This is a genomic window from Burkholderia sp. BCC0506 (assembly GCF_902833145.1).
In the GTDB taxonomy this organism is placed as follows: domain Bacteria; phylum Pseudomonadota; class Gammaproteobacteria; order Burkholderiales; family Burkholderiaceae; genus Burkholderia.
Genome location: NZ_CADFEN010000004.1, coordinates 64,833 through 86,914, shown reverse-complemented (window position 1 = coordinate 86,914; position 22,082 = coordinate 64,833). Strand labels below are relative to the sequence as shown.

Here is a 22,082-nt window from a genome sequence, read left to right as displayed (position 1 = left end):
CGAGGCGTGTCGCATTTCAAGGCACCCGTCGCGATGACGGGTGCCGTTTTTTACGCCGGCCCGGCGGCTCAGAACTTGTGACGGATGCCGGCCGCGACCACGGCCTGACGATCGTTGCCTGATGCCGCGAGATTGAAGACGCCCGCGTGGCCGAGCACCGCGACGCCGTCCGCGCCGGTCACGCGCTGGTACACGCCTTCCAGATAGAGGTCGGTGCGGCGCGACAGCGCATAGTCGGCCTGCAGCATGAACTGGTTCCACTTCGGCGCGATGCTGCGGCCCGCATCGTCGAAGCGGCCCTGCGTGAACGTATAGGAGCCGCCCAGCGAGAACGCCGGCGTGAGGAAGTAGCGTCCGTTCAGTTCGTAGTTGCTGAAGGTCAGCAACTGGCCGTTTACGCGGCCGTACGCGCCGCCCTGCGACAGCTCGCGCGGGTCGTTCAGGATCGTCCTGGTATAGACGAAGCCGATCGCGGCATGGTCGAACGCATAGTGCGCGCCGGCGCCGAACGTGCGCCAGCGGCCGCCGACGAGCATCGCATCGCCGTCCGCACTGCTCAGCGAGCCGCCGGTGTTCTGCCGCGCGTCGACACCGCCAGGCTGGTTCGACTGCAGGTACGCGACGGCGAGGTCGATCGGGCCGTTCGCATACTGCGCGCCGACGCTGTATGCGTTGTCGTTGCTGAACCCGCCGCCCTGATTGCTGAAACCGTACGCGCCGCCGAACGTGAAGCCGCCGTAGTTCGCGCTGCGGAACTTCACCGCGTTGTTCATCCGCGTGTCGTTGGCGAGATTGTCGTTGTCGTACGGATGATCGGCGAGGTTGCCGCCGAATCCCGAGCCCGTCGCCGACAGCGGCGCGACGAAGTCGACCAGGAAATCGTACTGGCGGCCGAGCGTCACCGTGCCCCACTGGCGGCTCGCGAGGCCGACCCACGCCTGGCGGCCGAATTCGTCGCCGCCGTTGCCGAACTTGCCGTTCGCGACGTTGAAGCCGTTCTCGAGGGTGAACACGGCCGACAGCCCGCCGCCGAGATCCTCGTTGCCGCGCAGCCCCCAGCGCGACGTGCTGACGTTGCCGCTCTGCAGGCCGTAGACGGGCCCCGCGCCCGCGGCCGATTTCTGGTTGCTGATGTAGTCCAGGCCCGCGTCGATCGTGCCGTACAGCGTCACGCTGCTCTGCGCATGCGCCGCGCTCGCCAGCAGGCACGCAACCGCCGCCGGAATTGCCAGATATTTCTTCATGATGGTTTCGTTGGAGTGGATCGGTCTGCTCGCATCGCCGGCCCGTGCGGCAGAGCCGCTCGTGCGCGATGCGATCGCGCACAATTTAGGCAGCCGGCATGACAGCGCGGTTATCGAAACGGCCCGAAAAATGAAACCTGCTTCATCCTGGCGACATACCGGCTTCATGTCCGCACGCGTTCGCAACGGTGCATGAATTTCTTTTCACGTTGCGTATGCCGATCCGCTAACGCGTCCCCTCTATGCTTGTCCTCAACCCGTGCGCGACACCGATATCGATTCCGATACCGATGCGCCGCGCCAGGGGAGCTACCCAGTCAATCATCATGAGGACTCCAGACATGAAAACCGCCAACATCGTCGCCGCCGCCGTGCTCGCCGCGATCGCCACGCTGTCCGTTCCCGCGTTTGCGCTGACCGCCAGTCAGCCGGTTCAGGTGTCGCCGGCCGCCACGAAGGATGGCGCGCCCGGCATCCAGGCTGCCGGCCAGTGGGTGCCGCCTTATGGCCAGCCGATCCACGAGAAGACGCGCGCCGAGGTTCGTGCCGATCTCGTGCACGCCGAACAGGACGGACAGCTCAAGTACCTGAACTCCACGCTCTATGCGCATTGATGCGCGCGACGTGCGGCCGGGCGCGGTGCCTGGCTCACGCCGCTCGCGCCGCCACCCGCTCACTGAATTGCTCACCATCCATGAAGCTTCGACCGTTGCTCGCTCCGCCCGTCTCACGCTCCTCGCGATTGCCGCGGGCGTCGTGCTGTCAGGCTGCGCCTCCGTGCAGCCGGACGGCCCCGGCGATTGTGTCGGCCCACCCGACTTCTGCGTGCCGTTCTTCGGCTCGTCAACGCACGACGGGCGCGTTGCCGCCGGCAGCGCGCCCGTCAGGTCCGTTGCACGGACGGCACCGCGCGTTCATGCGTCCGGCAGCGTCACCTGGTAGCCGTAGCGGCTCACCGTATCGATGCGGACGTCGGGCAGATGCCGCGCGAGCTTGCGGCGCAGCCGCGACACCACGAGATTGACGCTCGATGGATCGACATCCTCCTTGTCCTGCCAGACATACCGGATCAACTGGTCACGCGGCACCGGCGCATTCGGGTGGCGCATCAGGCATTCGAGCAACAGGTATTCGCGGCGTGTCACGGCGACGCGCAGCTTGCCGTCCTTGAGTTCGCGCGCCAGCGTCTCGAACGCGGATGCTCTCGCGATCGGGCGACCCGCATCGCGCGGCCCGGCCAGCCGCTGCAACGCCTGCAGGCGTTCGTGCAGCTCGATGAACGAATAAGGCGCGCAGAAACACGCATCGGCGCCCGCGCGCAGCAGATGGATGCGTTCGCGCGCCGACGCCTCGCCGATCAGCACCACGAGCGCGGCGCCGCCGCCGTCGGCGACGAAACGCGGCAGCAGCGTAATCAGCGCGGCATCGCTGCCGGGCTCGAACGCGGTCGCGACGATCGCGTCGAAAGCCTCCTGCGACGCGAGAAACAGGCCGTCGCGCGGATCCTCGGCGCGCTGCAGGCTGTGCCCGCTTTCCTGCAGCGCCTTGTGCAGCCACGACGCCTCCGGATGCGGCGAGGTCACGAGCAGGATGCGCATCGTCAACCGGCCTCGCGGCGGAAATACGCCGGCACGTGCGGTCTGGCACGCACGGGCATCATCCCAGCGACCTCGGCCAGCATTCGATCGTCACGCGCGTGCCGGGCTCGGCACTGCCGATGCGCAGCGTGAAATCGTGCACGTTGACGACCGTCGACACGATGCTCAGGCCGAGCCCGGCGCCGGCGAGATGCCCGGTACGGCGGCTGCGGTACCGATACCGCAGCACCGCGTCGCGCTCGTCGGCCGCGATACCCGGGCCGTTGTCGATCACGTCGATGCGCGGGCCGAACGGCGTGTCATGAAGTTCCAGGCGTACCGTGTCGCCCGACGTCGTGTACTTGAGCGCATTGTCGAGCAGGTTGGTCAGCGCCTCGAACAACAGTGCGCGATCGCCGTGAATCCGCGCGACCGGCTCGACGGACTGCACGAAGCGGATCGCGCGACTGTCCGCGAGCGGTTCGAACAACTGCCCGACGTCCACGACCAGATCCTCGAGCGACAGCTCCGCAAATCCGCCTCGCCGCTGCAGGGAACCGATTTCGGCGATACGCAGCATCGCCCGGAAACGGCTGAGCAACACGTCGGTTTCGTTGCGCGCACGCGAGACGAGATTCTCAAGCACGGCATCGTCGAGCCGCCCCGCGCGCTGGGCGGCCTGCGCGAGCAGCGTGTGCACGTGTGCGAGCGGGGTCCGCAAGTCATGCGCGATGCCGTCGCAGACACCCTTTACCTCGTTCATCAGCCGCTCGATCTCCTCGAGCATATGGTTGACGAGATGGGACAGCAGATCGATCTCGTCGTGTCCGCCGACCGGCAGCCGCTGGCCGAGGTCGCCCTGCGCAATCCCCTGCGTGATGTGCCGGACCGCCTTCAGACGCCGCATTTGCCGCACGCTGAGCATCAAGCCGCCCACGACGCCCGTGCCGAGGCAGAGCAGCCCGCCGCCCACCAGCGCCTGGATGATCCCCGCGCGGATCCGCAGGATGTGCGTGAGGTCGCGTCCGAGCACCAGCACGTCGCCGTTTGCCCGCCGCTCCGCCATCGCGCGGACGACCGGCGGCACCTGGTCCCCCGCGATCGGCATCGTGTGATCGAGCGTCACGCCGTTGCGATTCGGCCGCATACCGGCGGGCAACGCCAGCACATCGCCGGCAATATGCGTGCCGTCGGCGGTAAAGAGCCCGTAGTAGTTGGTATGCATCCGCTCGTGCTCGATCCGGTGCCGGATCGCGGCGGGAAGCTGGTCGTCCTGTATCGAATCGAAGTAGATCATCTGCCAGTCGATCACCGTGTCGGTTTCCCGCTCCATGTCGTGCGTGATCACCGACGCAATGAAACCGAGCAGCAGCATGACCGACACGGAGAACGTGACGGCGTAGACCGACACGAGCCGGAACGTACTCGAGTACCAGCGTCGCGCGGGCGCCGGCTGGACGTGATGCGCGGCGGACGCCGCGGTAGCCGGGTCAGCCAAGGCGATACCCTGCACCGCGTACCGTCTGGATCATCTGCTGCGCATCGGGCGGATCGATCTTCCTGCGCAACCGGCCCATGTGCACTTCGATCAGGTTCGTGCCGGGATCGAAGTGATAGCCCCATACGGCCTCGAACAACATCGTCCGCGTGATGGTTTGCCCGGCATTGCGCATCATGTATTCGAGCACGCGGTACTCGGTCGGCAACAGCACGATTTCTTCGCCGTCGCGAAACACCTTGCGCGAAATCAGGTCGAGCTTGAGCGGGCCAACGGATAGCGTCGTGTCGAGCGCGGCCGGCGCGGCCTGGCTGCGGCGCAGCAGCACCTCCAGGCGCGCGGCCATTTCCTCGGGATCGAACGGTTTGGTCAGGTAGTCGTCGCCTCCCGCGCGCAGCCCGCGAACGCGCTCGTCGACATCGCCGAGCGCGCTCAGCATCAACACGGGCGTGCGCACGCCGACGCTGCGCATCGTGGTCAGGATCGTGAGGCCGTCGACGACCGGCAGCATCCGGTCGAGCGTGATCACGTCGAACTCGTTGCCGAGCGCGCGGGCCATGCCATCGCGCCCGTTCGCCACCCATTCGACCGTAAAGCCGCGCCCTTCCAGCTCCCTGACTATTTCGTTCGCGGTGATTTCGTCGTCTTCGATCGTGAGCACGTGCGCGACGGCCGCACCGTCCTCGGCCGGCCTGTCAGGCAGGGCGGGCTCGTTAACCGGGGAAGCTGAAGATGCCATGTACGATTCTCGTCTTCATCGAAGGGACGTATGCGCGTCGAGACCCGACGGTCGAACGTGCTCGTGCAGAGCTTATGCGGGCACGCGTAAAAGATGCGCATCGGCTTCATGAAGAAAGTTTCATGTCCGGCGGCGGCGTGCGGGCCGTCGTCGTCCCTGGCCGTACCGGGCGCCGCAACGCACGATCAGCCCCGGTGCGAGTGGGCGCCCGATCCGTCCGTGCGACGCGAGGCGAGATCGCGTGCGGCGTCGATCGCACGATCCCGCTGTTCGGCTTTCGCGTGCGCGAGCGTCGCATCGGCGATCGCGAGCCCTGTTCCCTGCACCTTCGCGAACGCCGGCAGCGACGTACATACCAGCGCGACCAGTCCAGCCATCGTGACGATTGATTTCATTGCGTTGCTCCAGTGCGCACCGCGCGGCGCGCGGCATCGATCGGGTCATCGCTCGACGATACGCCGCTGCGCCTAACCATCCGGAAACACACGCATGAAGGATTCTTTAACTTCCATGCATTCGGCAGCCGCGGCAGAGCCCGATCCGGGCGTGCCTAAAACAAGTTTCATCCTCGCGCTGCCGTTTCGATAGTCCGCCGTGCCTACTCTTCGTGTCGCGGCCGACGCAGGCATCCTGCCGTACGGCCTCGATCCAACGCTATCCAGGAGCCGAAGATGAATCATCCCGTCCGTTACCTCGTCTGCGCCGCCATGCTCGCATCGAGCGTCTCCGCGCATGCCGAGACGAAGCTCACGTCGGCGCAATGTCACGACTATCCGTTCGTGCATGCGAACGGCCCGGTCTCCCACCGGCAGCTCGTCAACGAACTGAACGAGCTGGAGTCCGTCGGCTACAACCCGTCGTCCGGCGACGAGAGCAGCTATCCCGACGATATCGATTCGGCACAGGCGCGCCTGATGCAGAAGTACCGGCACGATTGCGCCGGGGCAGCCAATACCGTCGCGTCGAGCGGCAACTGAATCGTCTTCGTCGACCGTTCTCCGAGTTTTGCGCGCGAGCCTCGCGGCCGCGCGCGTTTTTTTTGCCGTTTCGATATGTCGACGTTTCACGCGAATAAAATTTTCATGTCAACCGGCGAAACATGGAAAACAACACATCGCACAGCGTACGACGGCCATGCGACTCGAAAGCGCCGCACATTTCCGCGTGACTTCGATCTGCGCACGACCCTTCCGGATACTGAAAGATAGTCTTTCCATACACGTTGCGGCGACCGGTTTTCCCTCTGCCTACACTGCGTCGTCCGCCGAGATTGCATTTCGGACAACATCGAAGTCAGTCCGTCCGGCACTGACTACTCAGCCACACCATTAGAGGAACGAAATGAAGCGTCGAACGATGAAATTGTCCTGGTTCGGATTCGCGCCGGCACTCCTGCTCGCCGGTGCGGCGCACGCACAACAGAGCATCACGCTATACGGGTTGATCGACGAAGGCCTCAACTTCACGAGCAATGCGGGCGGCCATCGCGCATGGCAGATGTCGAGCGGCGACACGTTCGGCAGCCGATGGGGCCTGAAAGGCAGTGAAGACCTTGGCGGCGGCGACAAGGCCATCTTCCAGCTCGAAAATGGCTTCAACGTGAACAGCGGCAAGCTCGGTCAGGATTCGAGCATGTTCGGCCGCCAGGCGTTCGTGGGCCTTTCATCATCACGGTATGGCACGCTCACGCTCGGACGCCAGTACGACACCAGCGTCGACGCGCTCGGCTTCGGCGGTCTCACGGCGGCCGGCAACTGGGCGGGCGACATCGCTACCCACCCGTTCGATAACGACAATACGGACTGGGATTTCCGCGTCAACAATGCCGTCAAGTATGTGACGCCGACATACCGGGGACTCACGGCCGAAGCGATGTACGGCTTCAGCAACCAGCCCGGCGGCTTCTCGAACAATCGCGTCTGGGGCGCCACGCTGAACTACCAGAACGGCAACCTGACCGCGGCGGCGTCCTATCTGAAGCTCAACAATCCGGGGCTCGCTGCTGGCGGCGCGGTCGCCAGTGGCGATCTCTTCAACGGGTCGTCGCAGCAGGACATCGGCGTAGCCGCTTCCTATCAGTTCACCCATGTGCTCGTCGGCGCCGCGTGGTCCCATGTCGATGTCTACAACCCGGCCGGCAATGCATGGATCGAAAATACCGCCCTGCCGAACGGCGCGACGTGGAATGCGTGGAAATTCGACAACTTCGAACTCAACGCTCAGTACTACTTCACTCATGCGCTCTGGCTGGGAGCCGCCTACACGTTCACCATGGCGCACCTGTCCGCGTCCGACACGAAATATGTCCCCAAGTGGCACCAGGTCGGCCTGATGCTCGACTATGACTTGAGCAAACGTACGTCGCTGTATGTGCAGGGTGCGTGGCAGCATGTCGTCGGCGCGCATACCGGGACCAGCTTCGACGACGCGCAGATCGTGGACGCGTCGGCCGGCGCGTCGTCAGGACCCAACCAGATGGTTTATCGCTTGGGCATGTTGCATCGTTTCTAACGCCAGACTCCCGCACCGGAACCCGCTCGGTGCGGCTTCGGTGCGGGGGCAGGTGGTGCCAATCAAAGCTCGATGCGCATCACCTTCACGAATTCGCTCGATTACACCGGGGTGCACACCCTCAGTCTTCGTGCGGGATTCCTTCGATCGGACACTCCGGCGTGCCGGGGGTCGCGCGCGTGAGCGCTTCGACACGGCGACGCGTGGCGTCGGGATCCGCGATCCAGTCGCGATAGAAACCGAACGGACAATCCGCGACGCCGTTCGCGCCATCGCCGGAATGAAGCGTGCCGGTATAGCCGCGATGCAACAGCTTGTACAGATGGTTCTGCGACTGCATGTTACGCCGCGCGTCGCGAATCATGCCGAGCGACAGCTCCGCATACTGCACACCCATTTCCTCCTCGCCGCATTCGCCGAGCGTGCGCCCGTCGAACCCGACGATCGCCGAGTGGCCGAAGTACGAATACACGCCGTCCCAGCCCGTGGCGTTGGCCACCGCCACGTAGGTATTGTTCATCCACGCCATGGCCTTCGCGACCATCACCTGCTGCTCCTTCGCCGGGTACATATAGCCCTGGCAGCGCACGATCAGCTCCGCGCCATTCATCGCGCAGTCGCGCCAGATCTCCGGATAATTGCCGTCGTCGCAAATGATCAGGCTGATCTTGATCCCCTTCGGCCCGTCCGTCACATAGGTGCGGTCGCCCGGATACCAGCCTTCGATCGGCGTCCACGGCATGATCTTGCGATACTTCTGCACGATCTCGCCGCGATTGTCGATCAGCACGAGCGTGTTGTACGGCACCTTGCGCGGATGCTCCTCGTGGCGCTCGCCCGTGATCGAGAACACGCCCCACACGTCGGCCTTGCGGCACGCCGCCGCGAAGATATCCGTCTCTTCGCCGGGGATCGTCGACGCCGTATCGAACATTTCCTGACGGTCGTACATGATGCCGTGGGTCGAATACTCGGGAAACACCACGAGATCCATGCCCGGCAAACCCTGCTTCATGCCGACCACCATGTCGGCGATACGGCGCGCGTTGTCGAGCACCTCCGCCTTCGTGTGCAGCCGCGGCATCTTGTAGTTGACCACCGCGACACCCACACAATCGCGGCTACTCGAAATATCACCCTGTCGCATGACGCTTCCTCCTCGAACGCGTTGACGCCGCGCGCGGCTGGCCTCTGCCTGCGGGCATCGGCTCGCGCGCGGCACACCTTAGTGGCTGATCATCCACGGCCGTCCCGCCGGCCGCTTGAGGCCGTCCGACGCCGTGCCCGCGAGCTTCGCCGCGCCGCCCGAGCAGCAACTGCAACCGGCGCGATGGCGCAGCGGCGGCCCGTCGGCGGACTGGCGCGGCGCGTGCGCGGCACGCTCGTTGGTCGCGTGCGCGGCGCGGCGCGCGCCTCCCATCAGCGCCAGCGACGGCGCACTGATGACGCGCCCGCCTTGCGCGCCGCAGTCGGGACAGCAGCACGGTTTTTCGCGGTCCGCGATGCGGCGCATGACGGAGAACGGCCCGCAGCGTGCGCACTCGAAGTCGTAGATTGGCATGACGGCCTCCTTTTCCTTCATCGTTGCAGTGTGTCGCTCACGCCGTCGCGAGATCCGGCGAACACGGCAGATCCACGCCGCCCTGGATGTGCCGGATCGGGCCGTCGGCATTCGGGCGAATGTCGAAGTCGAAGATCTGCGTGGGCAGCCACAAGGTCGCGCACGCGTTCGGAATATCCACCACGCCGCTGATATGCCCCTGCACCGGCGCGCAGCCCAGCAGCGAATACGCCTGCGCGCCCGAATAGCCGAATTTCTTCAGGTACTCGATGGCGTTCAGACATGCCTGGCGATACGCGGTGGTGACGTCGAGATAATGTTGACCGCCCTGCTCGTCGACCGAAATGCCTTCGAAAATGAGGTAGTCGTTATAGGTCGGCGTGATCGGGCTGGGCTGGAAGACCGGGTTGCGAATCCCGTATTTCGCCATGCCGCCCTTGATGAGATTCACGCGCATATGCACCCAGCCGGCCATTTCGATCGCACCGCAGAACGTGATCTCGCCGTCGCCCTGGCTGAAGTGCAGGTCGCCGACCGACAGGCCCGCGCCGTCCACGTAGACCGGGAAAAACACCTTCGAGCCGCGCGACAGGTCCTTGATGTCGCAATTGCCGCCATGCTCGCGCGGCGGCACCGTGCGCGCGCCCTGCGCGGCGGCCTTGTCGCGTGCGTCGCCGGCGAGCTTGCCCATGTGCGCGGTGGCCGCGAACGGCGGATTCGCGAGCGGCGGCACGCGATCGGGCGCGGTGGCGATCAGGCCGGTTTCGCGTGCGTTCCAGGTCTCCAGCAGTGCCGGGTCGGGCAGGCAGCCGATCAGGCCCGGATGAATCAGGCCCGCGAAATTCACGCCTGGAATATGGCGCGAGCTCGTATAGACGCCATGAAAATCCCAGATCGATTTTTGCGCGCTGGGGAAATGATCGGTGAGAAAGCCGCCGCCGTTCGTCTTCGAAAAGAAGCCGTTGAAGCCCCATTGACTGTCGGCCTTCGCGCCGATGTCGAGCAGGTCGACCACCAGCAGGTCGCCGGGCTCCGCGCCGTGCACGCCCACCGGGCCGGAGAGAAAATGCACGATCGACAGATCGATGTCGCGCACGTCGTCGGCGCTGTCGTCGTTCTTGATGAAGCCGCCGGTCCAGTCGTAGGTTTCGAGGATGAAATCGTCGCCGGGCTTGACCCAGCAGGCCATCGGAATGTCGGGGTGCCAGCGGTTGTGCACCTGTTCGTTTTCGTAGGCCGACTGGTTCAGATCGACCTTGATGAGAGTCTCGGGCATGGCGTTCGCTCCTGGGTTCGCGGATTGACATACGGCGCGGCGCGCGAACGCCGCGCCGCGCTCAGACGGACAGGTATTCGCGGATGCGGTCGGTGTCGCCCGCATCGCGCGTGCTTTGATGCACGAAGCGCCCGCCCTCGATCACGAACAGGCGGTCGGCCACGTCGAGCGCGAAGCTCAGCACCTGTTCAGACACGACGATGGCGATATGGCGGCTCGTTCGAATCTGGTTGAGCGCCTTGGCGATGTCCTTGATGACGGACGGCTGGATGCCTTCGGTCGGCTCGTCGAGCAGCAGCACTTTCGGGTCGGTCGCGAGCGCACGCGCGATCGCCAGCTGCTGTTGCTGGCCGCCCGAGAGGTTGCCGCCCTTGCGCTTTCTCATGTCGAACAGCACGGGAAACAACGCGTAAAGCTCGTCGGGCACGCGCTGGCTCTGCGCGTTTTCGAGGCCCGTCTGAATGTTCTCCTCGACGGTGAGCGACGCGAAAATCTGCCTTCCTTGCGGCACGTAGCCGATGCCTTTCGACACGCGCCGGTAGCTCTCGTCCTTCGAAACATCGGCACCGGCCACGCGCACCGTGCCGCGATTGGCGGGCAGCATGCCGATCAGCGCCTTGAACAGCGTGGTCTTGCCCATCCCGTTGCGGCCCATCACGGCCACGCTTTCGCCTTGCGCAACGGAAAAGTCGATGCCGTGCAGCACTTCGCTCTGGCCGTAGCTGACGACGAGATCGTCGACTTCCAGCATGATGTGTCCTCCGTGTTGTCGTTCGGTGGCCGACTCAGTGGCCCAGGTAGACGTCGATCACGCGCGGGTCGGCCTGCACCTGCGCCATCGGCCCTTCCGCGAGGATCTTCCCCTGATGCATGACCGTGACCTTGTGCGCGATGCGCTCCACGAACGCCATGTCGTGTTCGATCACGATCATCGAGCGGTTGCGGCAGATACGGTCGAGCAGATCGGCGGTCAGTTCGCGTTCGCGCACGCTCATGCCCGCAATCGGTTCGTCCAGCATCAGCAGTTCGGGGTCCTGCATCAGCAGCATGCCGATTTCGAGCCACTGCTTCTGGCCGTGCGAAAGCAGCCCCGCTTCCTGGTCGAGCGCGCCGGCCAGGCCGATTTCATTGGCCACGTCGCGCACGCGGTCGGCCACTTCGGCGTCCTCGCGATAGGCCAGCGCCCCAAACACGCTGCGCCCGCGCGGAAACGACACTTCGAGGTTCTGCGCCACGCTCAGGTTTTCGTAAATCGACGGCGTCTGGAACTTGCGCCCGATCCCTTTGCGCACGCGGCGGAATTCCGCGAGGTTCGTGATTTCCTCGTTGCGGAACTTGATGCTGCCCGCCGTTTCCTTCGTCTTGCCGCAGATGAGGTCGAGCAGCGTGGTCTTGCCCGCGCCGTTCGGGCCGATCACCACGCGCAGCTCGCCGCGTTCGAGATACAGATTGAGCGAATCGATCGCCTTGAAGCCGTCGAACGACACGGTCAGGTCTTCGATCGCGAGCAGAAAGTCGGTATTGCTCATGCTTCACGCCTCCTCGTTCGCCGCGCCGAGCAGCCGCCGCACGCGCGGGCGCACATGCGCGTCGTAAAGACCGGCCAGCCCGTTCGGAAACACCATCACCACGCCGATGAACATCGCCGCCATCAGATAGAGCCAGAGATTCGGAAAGCTCTCGGAGAACCAGCTCTTGCCGAGATTGACGAGAATCGCGCCGTACACCGCGCCGACCAGCGACATGCGCCCGCCGATGGCCGCGTAGATCACCATTTCGATCGACGGCACGATGCCGACGAACGACGGCGACATGAAACCCACCTGCAGCGTGAACATCGCGCCGCCGATGGCCGCGAGCATCGCCGCGAGACAGAATGCGAACACCTTGAACATCGCGACGTCGTAGCCCGAGAAACGCACGCGGTCTTCCTTGTCGCGCATCGCGAGCAGCAGCGTGCCGAGCTTGCTGCGCTGAACCCAGCGGCAGGCGAGCAGCGCCCCGATCAGCAGCGCGGCGTTCACGAAATACAGGATCAGCTTCGCGTGATCGGTGCGAATGTCCCAGCCGAGCAGCGTTCGCAGGTCGGTGATGCCGTTCACGCCGCCCGTATAGCCTTGCTGGCCGATGATGAGCACCGAAAGGATCAGCGCGACCGCCTGCGTGATGATCGCGAAGTACACGCCGCCCACGCGCCGCTTGAACATCGCGTAGCCGATCACGAACGCAAGCGCCGTCGGCACGACGAGCACCGCGAGTATCGAGAACGGCAAGTGATGAAACGGCTTCCACCACGCGGGCAGCGCGGTGAGCTGATTCCAGTCCATGAAATCGGGAATGCCCGGCGTGGTCTGCGTGCGCGTCGCGGCCGGATCGGACGCCTCGAGCTTGAGAAACATCGCCATCGCATACCCGCCGAGGCCGAAGAACACGCCCTGGCCGAGGCTGAGCACGCCGCCGTAGCCCCACGCGATCACGAGGCCGATCGCCACGAACGCGTAGGTCAGGTACTTGCCCATCAGGTTCAGGCGGAACGTGTCGAGCACGAGCGGAAACACGACGGCGATCAGCAGCGCGAGCAACGCGATGCCCGCATAGCCCGACGCATCGAGCCGCGCCACGCGAGCGCGCCAGCCGGCCGGCGGCGCACCGGGGCCGGATCGCGGGGATACGCCGACCGCCGTGGGTTGGATGGGTTTCATGTCCATCTCTCCAGTCGAATGAAGCTGTGAATGAGGCTTGTGCATGAACGCGGTCTCAAACTCGCCGCACCTTCGACGCGAACAGGCCCTGCGGGCGCAGCATGAGAATCACCACGACGGTGAGCAGCGTGAGCACGCGCGCGATCGAGCCCGACAGAAAGAACTCGCTGATCGACTGCATCTGCGCGATGCCGAACGCCGACGCCACGGTGCCGAGCAGGCTCGCCGCGCCGCCGAACGTCACGACGAGAAACGAATCGACGATATAGAGCGAGCCGCTCGTCGGCCCCGTCGAGCCGATGGCCGTGAAGGCCGCGCCGGCCACGCCCGCGATGCCGCAGCCGATCGCGAAGGTCATGCGGTCGGTGCGCCGCGTGTTGATGCCCGCCGCGTTCGCCATCGGCCGGTTCGCGACCGTGGCGCGCACGCGCAAGCCCCAGCGCGACCGATAGAGCGCAAGCAGCAGGCCGCCCGTCATCAGCAGCGCGAGGCCCATCACGAACATGCCGCTCACCGGAATGTCGAGGCCGGGCGCGGGTTCCCACGAACCCATCAGCCAGTCGGGCAGCGCCGGACTCACCTCTTTCGGCCCGAAGGTCGAGCGGAACACCTGCTGCATGCCGAGGCTCAGGCCCCAGGTCGCGAGCAGCGTATCGAGCGGGCGCTTGTAGAGATGGCGGATCAGCGCCCATTCGGCGAGCCAGCCGGCCGCGAAGGCCAGCACGAACGCCGCAAGAATCGCGAAGAAGAAATACACCGGCGTGAGCGCGTGCCAGACGTTCTGCGAGAACCACGAAAACAGGTAGACCGTATACGCGCCGATCGTCATGAATTCGCCGTGCGCCATGTTGATCACGCCCATCTGGCCGAAGATCACGGCGAGCCCGAGCCCCATCAGGAGCAGGACGCTGAACAGGCTCAGGCCGGCGAAGCCCTGCATCAGCGTGATGTTGAAAATATCGGTTGCGGACATCGAACGCTCCTCGCGCGGCGGCGTCATCGGCCGCCGCGCCGCTGCGGTTGACGGATTACATGTAGCCCTTCGGGAACGGATTCGGCTGGATCGGCTGATCCGACTGCGCGACGACCTTGAACTGGCCGTCCGCCTGCCCCTGGCCGATCAGCGAGCGGCTCCACAGGTGATGGTTCGCATCGACCTTCGCGTAGCCTTGCGGCGCGTTCGCCACCTCGATGCCGGCCGAATGCGCGACCACCTTGTCCACGTCGAAACTGCCCGCGCGCTCGCACGCGGCCTTCCAGATCCACGGGCCGAGATAGGCGGCCTGCGTCACGTCGCCGATCACCGACTTCTGGCCGTAGCGCGCCTTGAACGCCGCGACGAACTTCTTGTTGTTGTCGTTGTCGAGCGACTGGAAGTACTTCATCGACGAATAGAAGCCCGCGAAGTTGTCGCCGCCGATGCCGAGCACTTCGTCCTCGGTCACCGACAGCGTCAGCAGGAACTGCTTCTGCGGCGTGATGCCCGCGGCCTTGAGCTGCTTGTAGAACGCCACGTTCGAGCCGCCCACCACGGTCGCGAAGATGCAGTCCGGGCGCGCGAGCTTGATCTTGTTCATCAGCGACGCGAACTCGGTCGTGCCGAGCGGGTAATACTCCTCGCCCGCCACCTTCGCGTGCAGATGCTGTTCGATATGGCGGCGCGCGATCTTGTTGGACGTGCGCGGCCAGATGTAGTCGGAACCGATCAGGAAGAAGGTCTTGGCCTTTTTCGTGTTCGACGCCCAGTCGAGCGCCCACAGAATCTGCTGGGTCGCTTCCTGGCCCGTGTAGAACACGTTCTTCGACTGTTCGAGGCCTTCGTAGAAGGTCGGGTAATAGAGCAGCCCGTTGTCCTTCTCGAACACCGGCAGCACCGCCTTGCGCGAGGCCGACGTCCAGCAGCCGAACACGGCCGCGACGTGGTCGTTCTCCAGCAGCTTCTTCGATTTTTCGGCGAAGGTCGGCCAGTCGGAGGCGCCGTCCTCCTGAATGATCTGCACCTTGCGGCCGAGCACGCCGCCCATCGCGTTGATCTGCTCGATGGCGAGGCGTTCGGCCTGGATCGAGCCGGTTTCGGAGATCGCCATCGTGCCCGTGGCCGAGTGGAGCTGGCCGACCGTCACCGTGGTGTCCGTGACCGCGAGGCGCGTGGTGTTGACCTTCGCCGTGGGCGGCGTTTGCGCCCACGCGCCGCGCGGCAGGCCCAGCGCCATCAGCGGCGCGGCGGCGAGACCGCCGAGCATTTTCCGGCGCAGCGGCGAAGGCATCCGGGCGTCATCATCGAGTCGATCGTCTGCGGACATCACGTTCTCCTTATCGGGTGCCCGGCGCGAGGCGCTGCGGGCTGGGTCGAGGTTGGACGCAATGTAGAAAGCCAATTTGAGGATCGAAATACGTCAATCGACGTATTCCCGCCGCGCGGACTGGAATGTAATTTGCATTGCAGGGCGATCCTGAGCGGCGTGGTCCGCCGTTGCGCCGTCCGCGCCCCGCTCGTGCCGCTTTCGCACCATTTCGGATCATCTTCATGTCCCAGAGTCACCCGTCAGTGGGCGCGCCCGGTACGCAACGCATCGTCAAGGTGCGTCGCGACTACAACGCCTGGGTCGGCGACGAAACCCTCGAGGACTACGCGCTGCGCTTCACGCCGCGCTCGTTCCGGCGCTGGTCGGAGCTGCGCGTGGCCAATACGGCAATCGGCGCCGTGTCGTTCCTGGTGCTGGAAGCGATCGGCGGCAGTCTCGTCGTCAACTACGGCTTCACGAACGCGGTCTGGGCCATCGCGGCCGTCTCCGTGCTGATCTGGCTCACGAGCCTGCCCATCAGCTATTACGCGGCGCGCTACGGCGTGGACATGGACCTGCTCACGCGTGGCGCGGGCTTCGGCTATATCGGCTCGACGGTCACTTCGCTGCTGTACGCGGTGTTCACGTTCATTTTTTTCGCGCTCGAAGCGGCCATCATGTCGCTTGCGCTCCAGCTGTATTTCCATATTTCGCTGGCGATCGCCTACGTCGTAAGTTCGCTCGTCGTGATTCCGATCGTCATGTTCGGCATCACGCTGATCAACCGCCTGCAAAGCTGGACGCAGCCGCTGTGGCTCGTCTTGTTCGTGCTGCCCTACGCCGCCGTGCTGTGGCGCCATCCCGACCTGATCGCGCAATGGACCACCTTCGCGGGCTTCGCGCCGCAGGGCCGCGCGTTCAGCCTGATCGCCTTCGGCCAGGCGTCGACGGTCGTGTTCGCGCTGATCGTCCAGGTCGGCGAACAGGTGGACTATCTGCGTTTCCTGCCGCCGCTCACCGCGAAGAACCGCACGCGCTGGTGGTTCGCGTTGCTCTCGACGGGGCCCGGCTGGATCGTGCCCGGCGCGCTCAAGATGCTGGGCGGCGCTCTGCTCGCCTTCATCGCGCTCCAGTACGAAGTCGATGCCGGCCACGCCACCGAGCCTACGCAGATGTACCTCGTCGCCTATCATCTGCTGCTCGATCCGTTGGGGCTCGCGAGCTGGGCGCTGCCGGCGATGACGCTGTTCGTGATCGTCTCGCAGTTGAAGATCAACGTGACCAATGCCTATGCGGGCTCGCTCGCGTGGTCCAATTTTTTCGCACGGCTCACGCACAGCCATCCGGGCCGCGTGGTATGGCTCGTGTTCAACGTCATGATCGCGCTGCTGCTCGTCGAAATGGGCGTGTTCGACGCAATCGCGAAGGTGCTGTCGCTCTACGCGAACATCGCGATTGCGTGGATCGGCGCGCTGTTCGCCGATCTCGTCGTCAACAAGCCGCTCGGCTATAGCCCGCGACATATCGAGTTCAAGCGCGCGCATCTCTACGATGTGAATCCCGTGGGCGTCGGCGCGATGCTGATCGCAGCCGCCGTCGCGATGCTCGCGCATAGCGGCCTGTTCGGCGTGCTCGCCCAGGCGATGTCGTCGTTCATCGCGTTCGGCGCGGCGTTCGCGTGCGCGCCGGTGCTCGCGATACTCACGCGCGGTCGCTTTTACATTGCCCGCGCCGCGCAGCCTACCGGCGACGCGCCCTCGCTGCGCTGCGCGATTTGCGAAAACACCTTCGAGCCCGACGATACGGCGTACTGCCCGGCCTACGGAGGCACGATCTGCTCGCTGTGCTGCTCGCTCGACTCGCGCTGCCACGATCGCTGCAAGCCGCACGCGCGCTTCGCGTCGCAGGCCGGCCGCGCGCTGCACCGCGTGCTCCCGGGCGCACGGCTCGGCCCCGCCGCGCTGCGGCTCATTCACTATGCGAGCCTCGTGCTCGCCATGCTCGCGGTGCTGGGCAGCGTGCTCTATCTGATCTGGTCTCAAAGCGCGACGTCGATGATCGCCGCCGGGCCGTCGATCGGCCAGGCGCTTTCGGGCAGCTTTCTGAAGATCTTTTTCGCGCTGTCGCTGGTGGGCTGCATCGCGGCCTGGTGGTTCGTGCTGGAGCGGGAAAATCGCCGCGTCACGCAGGAAGAGTCGCAGCGGCAAAACGAGCTGCTGATGCTCGAAATCGACGCGCACCAGAAAACCGACGCGGCGCTCAAGCGTGCGACCGCCGCCGCGGAATCGGCCAATCAGGCCAAGAGCCGTTACGTCTCGGGTTTGAGCCATGAATTGCGCACGCCGCTGAACAGCATTCTCGGCTACACGCAGTTGCTGCTGCAGGCGAAGGAAGAACTCACGCCCATGCGCTACAACGCCGTGCGCACGATCCATCGCAGCGGCGAGCATCTGCTCGCGCTGGTCGACGGCCTGCTCGACATCGCGCGCATCGAGGCGGGCAAGCTTCAGTTGAACATCGCGAAGGTATCCCTCGCCGATTTCGTCTCGCACCTGACGTCGATGCTGCGCCCGCAGGCGCTCGAAAAAGCACTCGCCTTCGACGTGCAGACGGTCGGCCGGCTGCCCGCCACCGTGCGCACCGACCAGAAATGCATGAGCCAGATCCTCACCAACCTGATCGGCAATGCGATCCGCTTCACGTCGAGCGGCACGATCACGCTGCGCGTCGGTCACGTGCTCGATACCCTCAAATTCGAGGTGATCGATACCGGCCCCGGCATCCCGCCCACCGAAATGGAGCGCCTGTTCCTGCCGTTCGAACGCGGCGAGGCGGCCCATGCGTACGATCACGGCGCGGGCCTCGGACTCACGATCTGCCGGCTGCTCACGCAAGCGCTCGGCGGCAGCCTGGAAGTGGACAGCGAAGTCGGGCACGGCACGCGCTTCGTGGTACGCCTGTTCGCCCCCGCCGTCGACGCGGCGGCCGACACCCACGCCGAACTCGCGTCGATCCGCGGCTATACGGGGGCGCGCCGCACCATTCTCGTGGTCGACGACCTCGACGATCAGCGCGACATCGTCGTGCAATTGCTCACGCCGCTCGGCTTCGACGTCGCCGAGGCGGCCAGCGGCACCGATGCGCTGCGCTGGCTGGCGATGCACACGGCGGACGCCATCATCATGGACATTTCGATGCCGTTGATGGACGGCTACGAAACCAGCCGCCTGATCTCCGAGAATCAGTTGTCGAACGCGCCCATCGTTCTGCTCTCCGCCAACGCGTTCGCCGACGACCGCGATCGCGCGAGCGCGACCGGATGCAAGGGCTATCTGGTGAAACCGCTGCAGGTGAACCTGCTGCTCGACAAGCTGGCGCAGCTGCTTGCACTCGACTGGATTGCCTCCGATACCGGTGCGAGCGCGCTACCGGCGGTCGCGACACGGCCGCTCACGCCCGCCGCGTGGCCGCGCGAACTCGTCGAACGTCTGCATGCGCATCTCGAAGTCGGCTACGTACAGGGCGTGATCGAACGGCTCGACGCCGCCCGCGAGACCTGGCCCGAGCTGCGCGATCAAGTCGACGCGTTGCGCGCGTTGGCCGAACGTTTTCAGTTAAGGGAACTCGAGCATGAACTTGACCGACTCGCGCGCGGCGCGAACGCGTGACGCGCACACCACGATCGTGGCTTCTCCGATCGTCGACGACCCGGCCGCGTGGCGGCGCGAACGGCCCATGATCCTGATCGTCGACGACACGCCGGAGAACCTCGCCTTTCTGTCCGATACGCTGCAGGCGCACGGCTACGCGGTGATCGTCGCCTTGTCCGGCGAGGATGCGCTCAAACGCCTCGCGCGCGTGACGCCCGACGTGGTGCTGCTCGACGCCATGATGCCCGGCATGGACGGCTTCGAAACGTGCGTGCGTATCAAGCAGGACGGACGGCACGAGCATCTGCCCGTGATCTTCATGACTGCACTGACGGAGAGCGAGCACGTCGTACGCGGCTTTCGCGTGGGCGGCATCGATTACGTGACCAAGCCGGTGCAGCCCGAGGAGCTGTGCGCGCGCATCGGTGCCCACGTGCGGCGTTCACGCGCGCAGTTGTACGCGGAGGCCGCCCTGTCGCTCGACACGCGCGCGGCGCTGATCGTCGGTGCGGATGGCACGATCCGGTGGCAGAGCCCGCAGGCCGCGCATCATATCGCTGCGTACACGACTGCGCATGACGGCCCCGCCGATGCCGCGCAAACGGCGAACGCACACGATACCGGTGCGCCGCCGAAGCTGCCGGTGCCGCTGCGCACCTGGTTCGTCGACTGGCTCGCGCGCGGCGCCCCGGGCGACGCCGTGCACGAATTCAGCTCGGGCCAGATACGCCGCTCGGCCAGCGCGACACGCGGTCCGGAACCGGGCGAATGGATCGTGATCCTCAAGGAAAGAGACGACACCGCGCATTGCCATGCGCTCGCCGAACGCTTCGGCCTGACCCTGCGCGAGGCCGAAGTGCTGCTCTGGGTGTCGCACGGCAAGACCAACCGCGATATCGGCGACATCCTGGGCATCGCCCCGCGCACGGTGAACAAACATCTCGAACACCTGTTCCGCAAGCTCCACGTCGAGACCCGTGCGGGGGCAGCCGCCGCGGCGCTCAAGATGCTCGAGCGCGCATGAAATGGATTTCGTCGTTCAAGCCTCTGGATCGAGCGCCAGCCCGTTCCTTGCCCGTGTTTTTCCGAACAGCGCGCGCTCGAACACCCGGTTGAGTTCGCTCAACTTCGCGTCGAGCCGAGCCAGTTCCCGATGGTCCGGTAACGGACGATCGCCGGCTATCGCGAGCGTGCCGCTCCCGACGTTCGCAACCGCATCCAGTCGCATCGAGCGGCTGCGATCCAGGTCGCGCATCAATGCATCGATGCGCGTGACGATGGCTGCGCACGCATGCCGCTCGAATGCGACGACCGGCCCACCGGCTTCGACCGGCAAGCGGGTCGCCGCGATGCGACCATACAGCCAGCAGACCAAGAGCGTGTCCAGCAGCCGTCGCGCATCGCCGGAGACACGAAGCATGCGCCACGCGGCCAACGGCCTGATCGCCATGCGCACGTCGTGAAAACGGCGATCGGCCGCGCGCGTCTGCGCCGCCCCCGGCCGCGCGCCGTCGCCGCGTTCGTGCACGAGCTCGCGCAACGCCGCCAACAGGCCGTGCGCGCGCGTCGCGATGTGGCGCGATGCCGCCAGCGGCATCACCAGCATCGCCGCCGCGAGCGACACCGCACAGCCGATCAACACCTCGCCGATACGCAGTTCCGCGAGCGCGCCGATCTCGAACCCCAGTTGCGCATAGACGAGACCGATCAACACCGTGAGAAAGAACACGCCGCGCCCATACGCGTGCAGGATGTGGTACGCCCACGCAAACACGCAAACGCCCATGACGACGGCCGCGAGTGCATTCGCATGATGCACGGCGCCGACGACGAGTACGCTCGCAAGCGCGCCGGCGAGCGTGCCGGCGACGCGTTGCGCGCCGCGATAGATCGTGTCCGCGCACGAATACGTGCCAAAGAACACGACGAACGTACTGAGCACTGCCCACATCCACCGCTCCGACGACAGCGTCTCGCCGATCGACATGGCGGCGCACGCGGCCGCCGCGGCACGGATCGCCGGCAACCAGGCAAGCGTGCGCCAGCCGGCAGCCCACGGCGCCGCGCGCGTGTGCCGCGGCATCGCGGGCGGACGTGCCGCGCTCATGCGCGCCGCCACGTCGTCGGCGACGCGCTCGAAGCGGGCGATCGCCGCGCGTAGCGCCGCGGCGGCGGCGTCGGTCCGATCGCGCTTCAGCACGCGTCGCGCCGCCACGATCTCCAATGCGACGAGCGCGGCGTGCAACGCATGCGCGTCGCCTTCATCGCGTGTCGACGCGTGATGCTCGAGGGCGATGGCGGCTTCGTTCAGCGCCAGCAGATGCGCCATCGCATCCAGTGCGCCCGCGTCCGATGTGTCGCTTCGTGCGATGCATGCCGCTTGCAGCGATACCGAGCGCGCGATGAGCCGTGGCGTGGGCGCCGCATGCGCCGGCAACAGCATGCGGCAGACGAGCACGACGCTTGCGGGGCCTGCGATCGACATCGCCAGCATGTGGCCGGCCTGCGGCGCGGCCGGGTGCAGATACAGCCCGAGGTAGTACATCGCGATCGCCAGGAACGCGCATCCGATCGTGCGCGGCCCCCGGGTCTGGCACAGCATCGAACAGAACAGCACGATCACGAAACCCGCCTTGCCGACGGCCGGCCACGGGCTCGCGGCGGCGGCCGTGGCCGCGGCGAAACTCGCGCATGCGACGCCGTACTGCCAGGCAAGCGATTCATACCAGTCCAGCCGGTGAGCATCGCGCAGGAAGAGCGGCGCGATCATCGAGAAAAGTATGCCCACGGCGCCGGTGGTGATCGCAAAACCGAGATGGAGCGCCCATGCAATGCCGAGCGCGCCGGCAAGCAGGCTCGCGAGGGCGGCCCGCACACCGCCCAGCAGCCGATGAAGACCGGGGTCGGCAATGAACAGGCGGTCAATCGCCCGTGACAACGAAACAGCTGACATGATCGAAGCATTCCAGGAGGCTGCGCGGCGGCTTCCGGCCGGGATGCCGGCCGCGGCTTGCGTGACGGCCATCGGGCGTCGCGTGT

At 65.7% G+C, this 22,082-nt stretch carries 20 protein-coding genes; 6 read left to right on the top strand and 14 right to left on the bottom strand.

The features are described from left to right. Positions 1 to 68: 68 nt before the first annotated feature. Complete coding sequence (locus HWX62_RS10405) at positions 69 to 1,244, bottom strand: porin (protein WP_175928677.1); 1,176 nt, start codon at positions 1,242 to 1,244, stop codon at positions 69 to 71. Between HWX62_RS10405 and HWX62_RS10400 the strand changes: the two genes are divergently transcribed. Next, positions 1,243 to 1,440 (top strand): hypothetical protein, encoded by a 198-nt coding sequence (locus HWX62_RS10400; protein ID WP_175928678.1) that lies wholly within the window; start codon positions 1,243 to 1,245, stop codon positions 1,438 to 1,440. The genes HWX62_RS10405 and HWX62_RS10400 overlap by 2 nt on opposite strands. A 145-nt stretch (positions 1,441 to 1,585) precedes the next feature. Next, the gene (locus HWX62_RS10395) at positions 1,586 to 1,858 is read left to right on the top strand and encodes a DUF4148 domain-containing protein (RefSeq protein ID WP_175928679.1); all 273 of its coding nucleotides are present in this window, start codon (positions 1,586 to 1,588) and stop codon (positions 1,856 to 1,858) included. Positions 1,859 to 2,158: 300 nt separating this feature from the next. Here the strand turns inward: HWX62_RS10395 and HWX62_RS10390 are convergent, their stop codons facing one another. The 4 genes from HWX62_RS10390 to HWX62_RS10375 form a co-directional block, all read right to left on the bottom strand. Next, positions 2,159 to 2,842 carry a response regulator transcription factor gene (locus tag HWX62_RS10390; RefSeq protein ID WP_175928758.1) on the bottom strand — a complete coding sequence of 228 codons (684 nt, stop codon included), beginning with the start codon at positions 2,840 to 2,842 and terminating at the stop codon, positions 2,159 to 2,161. Positions 2,843 to 2,900: 58 nt separating this feature from the next. Beyond that, a complete protein-coding gene (locus tag HWX62_RS10385; protein WP_244136034.1) occupies positions 2,901 to 4,232 on the bottom strand; it encodes a HAMP domain-containing sensor histidine kinase in 1,332 nt (443 codons plus the stop codon). A 79-nt stretch (positions 4,233 to 4,311) separates the two neighbouring features. After that, positions 4,312 to 5,058, bottom strand: a complete 747-nt coding sequence (locus HWX62_RS10380) for a response regulator transcription factor (protein ID WP_244136019.1) — start codon at positions 5,056 to 5,058, stop codon at positions 4,312 to 4,314. A 185-nt stretch (positions 5,059 to 5,243) separates the two neighbouring features. Next, a complete protein-coding gene (locus tag HWX62_RS10375) occupies positions 5,244 to 5,453 on the bottom strand; it encodes a hypothetical protein (protein WP_175928681.1) in 210 nt (69 codons plus the stop codon). 276 nt (positions 5,454 to 5,729) lie between these two features. On the opposite strand from HWX62_RS10375, the gene HWX62_RS10370 reads away from it, so the two are divergent. Then, positions 5,730 to 6,035, top strand: coding sequence for a DUF4148 domain-containing protein (locus tag HWX62_RS10370; RefSeq protein ID WP_175928682.1), 306 nt, complete (start codon positions 5,730 to 5,732; stop codon positions 6,033 to 6,035). A 364-nt stretch (positions 6,036 to 6,399) separates the two neighbouring features. Further along, complete coding sequence (locus HWX62_RS10365; RefSeq protein WP_175928683.1) at positions 6,400 to 7,569, top strand: porin; 1,170 nt, start codon at positions 6,400 to 6,402, stop codon at positions 7,567 to 7,569. A 121-nt stretch (positions 7,570 to 7,690) separates the two neighbouring features. Here HWX62_RS10365 and HWX62_RS10360 read toward each other — a convergent pair whose 3' ends face one another. From HWX62_RS10360 to urtA, 8 genes are all read right to left on the bottom strand, one after another. Next, positions 7,691 to 8,716 carry an aliphatic amidase gene (locus tag HWX62_RS10360; RefSeq protein WP_175928684.1) on the bottom strand — a complete coding sequence of 342 codons (1,026 nt, stop codon included), beginning with the start codon at positions 8,714 to 8,716 and terminating at the stop codon, positions 7,691 to 7,693. 78 nt (positions 8,717 to 8,794) lie between these two features. After that, positions 8,795 to 9,130: a zinc ribbon domain-containing protein gene (locus tag HWX62_RS10355; RefSeq protein ID WP_175928685.1), complete on the bottom strand. Its 336-nt coding sequence runs from the start codon at positions 9,128 to 9,130 to the stop codon at positions 8,795 to 8,797. A gap of 37 nt (positions 9,131 to 9,167) precedes the next feature. Next, positions 9,168 to 10,406 carry a formamidase gene (gene fmdA, locus HWX62_RS10350; protein ID WP_175928686.1) on the bottom strand — a complete coding sequence of 413 codons (1,239 nt, stop codon included), beginning with the start codon at positions 10,404 to 10,406 and terminating at the stop codon, positions 9,168 to 9,170. Positions 10,407 to 10,467: 61 nt separating this feature from the next. Beyond that, complete coding sequence (urtE, locus tag HWX62_RS10345; RefSeq protein ID WP_175928687.1) at positions 10,468 to 11,157, bottom strand: urea ABC transporter ATP-binding subunit UrtE; 690 nt, start codon at positions 11,155 to 11,157, stop codon at positions 10,468 to 10,470. Between the two features lie 34 nt (positions 11,158 to 11,191). Next, complete coding sequence (gene urtD, locus HWX62_RS10340) at positions 11,192 to 11,935, bottom strand: urea ABC transporter ATP-binding protein UrtD (protein ID WP_175928688.1); 744 nt, start codon at positions 11,933 to 11,935, stop codon at positions 11,192 to 11,194. Between the two features lie 3 nt (positions 11,936 to 11,938). Beyond that, the gene (gene urtC, locus HWX62_RS10335) at positions 11,939 to 13,108 is read right to left on the bottom strand and encodes an urea ABC transporter permease subunit UrtC (protein ID WP_175928689.1); all 1,170 of its coding nucleotides are present in this window, start codon (positions 13,106 to 13,108) and stop codon (positions 11,939 to 11,941) included. Between the two features lie 55 nt (positions 13,109 to 13,163). Further along, complete coding sequence (urtB, locus tag HWX62_RS10330; RefSeq protein ID WP_175928690.1) at positions 13,164 to 14,081, bottom strand: urea ABC transporter permease subunit UrtB; 918 nt, start codon at positions 14,079 to 14,081, stop codon at positions 13,164 to 13,166. Positions 14,082 to 14,136: 55 nt separating this feature from the next. After that, a complete protein-coding gene (gene urtA / locus HWX62_RS10325; RefSeq protein WP_175928691.1) occupies positions 14,137 to 15,411 on the bottom strand; it encodes an urea ABC transporter substrate-binding protein in 1,275 nt (424 codons plus the stop codon). A 224-nt stretch (positions 15,412 to 15,635) separates the two neighbouring features. On the opposite strand from urtA, the gene HWX62_RS10320 reads away from it, so the two are divergent. Together HWX62_RS10320 and HWX62_RS10315 are read left to right on the top strand one after the other, a co-directional pair. After that, on the top strand, positions 15,636 to 19,061 hold the full coding sequence (locus HWX62_RS10320; RefSeq protein ID WP_175928692.1) for an ATP-binding protein: 3,426 nt from the start codon (positions 15,636 to 15,638) through the stop codon (positions 19,059 to 19,061). 67 nt (positions 19,062 to 19,128) lie between these two features. Continuing rightward, complete coding sequence (locus tag HWX62_RS10315) at positions 19,129 to 20,067, top strand: response regulator (RefSeq protein WP_175928760.1); 939 nt, start codon at positions 19,129 to 19,131, stop codon at positions 20,065 to 20,067. 15 nt (positions 20,068 to 20,082) lie between these two features. On the opposite strand, the gene HWX62_RS10310 is transcribed toward HWX62_RS10315, so the two are convergent. Then, positions 20,083 to 21,996, bottom strand: a complete 1,914-nt coding sequence (locus HWX62_RS10310; protein ID WP_175928693.1) for an FUSC family protein — start codon at positions 21,994 to 21,996, stop codon at positions 20,083 to 20,085. Between the last annotated feature and the right edge of the window lie 86 nt (positions 21,997 to 22,082).